Raw genomic sequence first — 917 nt, 5'->3', positions numbered from 1 at the left:
AAGCTTCACACCTCGGACAACACTGCTCCCCTACACGACGGTCTTCCGAGCTTCGTAGACTCGCGCGAACCGGGCTTAGGCGACGAGGGACGCGGCTGGCTGGAAACGGCCGCGGCGGCCGACAGCAAGGCCGACGCGCCGGCCGCCCGGCGTGCGCAACTCGCGCTCGGCAAGGCGTTGCTGCTCGGCAGCAGCGACATGCCGAAGGACTACGCACGCGCCCGCACGCTTCTTGGCGAAGCGGCCGCGCAGGGCGACCCGGCCGCCGCGTATTACCTCGGGCTGATCTATCGCAGCGGCTACGGGGTCGCCGCCGATCCCGTGCAGGCCGCGCACTGGTTCGACGTCGCGTCGCGCGCGGACATCCCGGCCGCGGACTTCATGCTCGCGAACGCGTACCGCGAAGGCAGCGGCGTACCGCGCGACGATGCGCGCGCGCTGGCGCTGTATCGTCGCGCCGCCGAGCACGAACTGCCGGAAGCCGTGCAGACGCTCGCGATGGCCTATCGCAACGGCGAGCTCGGGCTCAAGCCCGACGCGGACGAATTCCACGCGCAGTGGATCGAGACCGCGCATGCGCTGAAGCACCCGGTCGTCGCGCCGTAACGGTTCTTCCACACGCACCGGCATCCCGCCGGCTGCATGACGCGCCTGCCCCGACGCCCTGCGCATCGATTACCCTGCAACGGAATCGATCGCGGCGCGTCCGGGCTCGCGCGCCGGTTGCATTGCCGCCATCCGGCTGCGCCGCGTCGACCGTTCGACACGCGGCGATGCATTAACATGCAGCCTCACAATAAAACCTGAGAGAACCGCATCCATGTCCCATCGCCTTTCCTGGCGTGGTGCCGCTGCCGTCGGCGCCGTCGCCCTCGTCATTGCCGGCGCACCGCTCACCGCACTCGCCGCGCCGCCCG

Annotated in this window: 1 protein-coding gene; it reads left to right on the top strand. The window is 70.2% G+C overall.

What is annotated here, in order from left to right; translation table 11 throughout:
* Window positions 1-606 (top strand): tetratricopeptide repeat protein (locus G3N96_RS38805; protein WP_206140500.1); only part of this gene is annotated, 606 nt, incomplete at its 5' end.
* Window positions 607-917 lie beyond the last annotated feature (311 nt).

The organism is Burkholderia sp. Se-20373, from assembly GCF_017104705.1.
Taxonomy (GTDB): domain Bacteria; phylum Pseudomonadota; class Gammaproteobacteria; order Burkholderiales; family Burkholderiaceae; genus Burkholderia.
The sequence above is the reverse complement of the archived record's forward strand: the minus strand, read 5'-3'. Positions and strand labels throughout refer to the sequence as shown.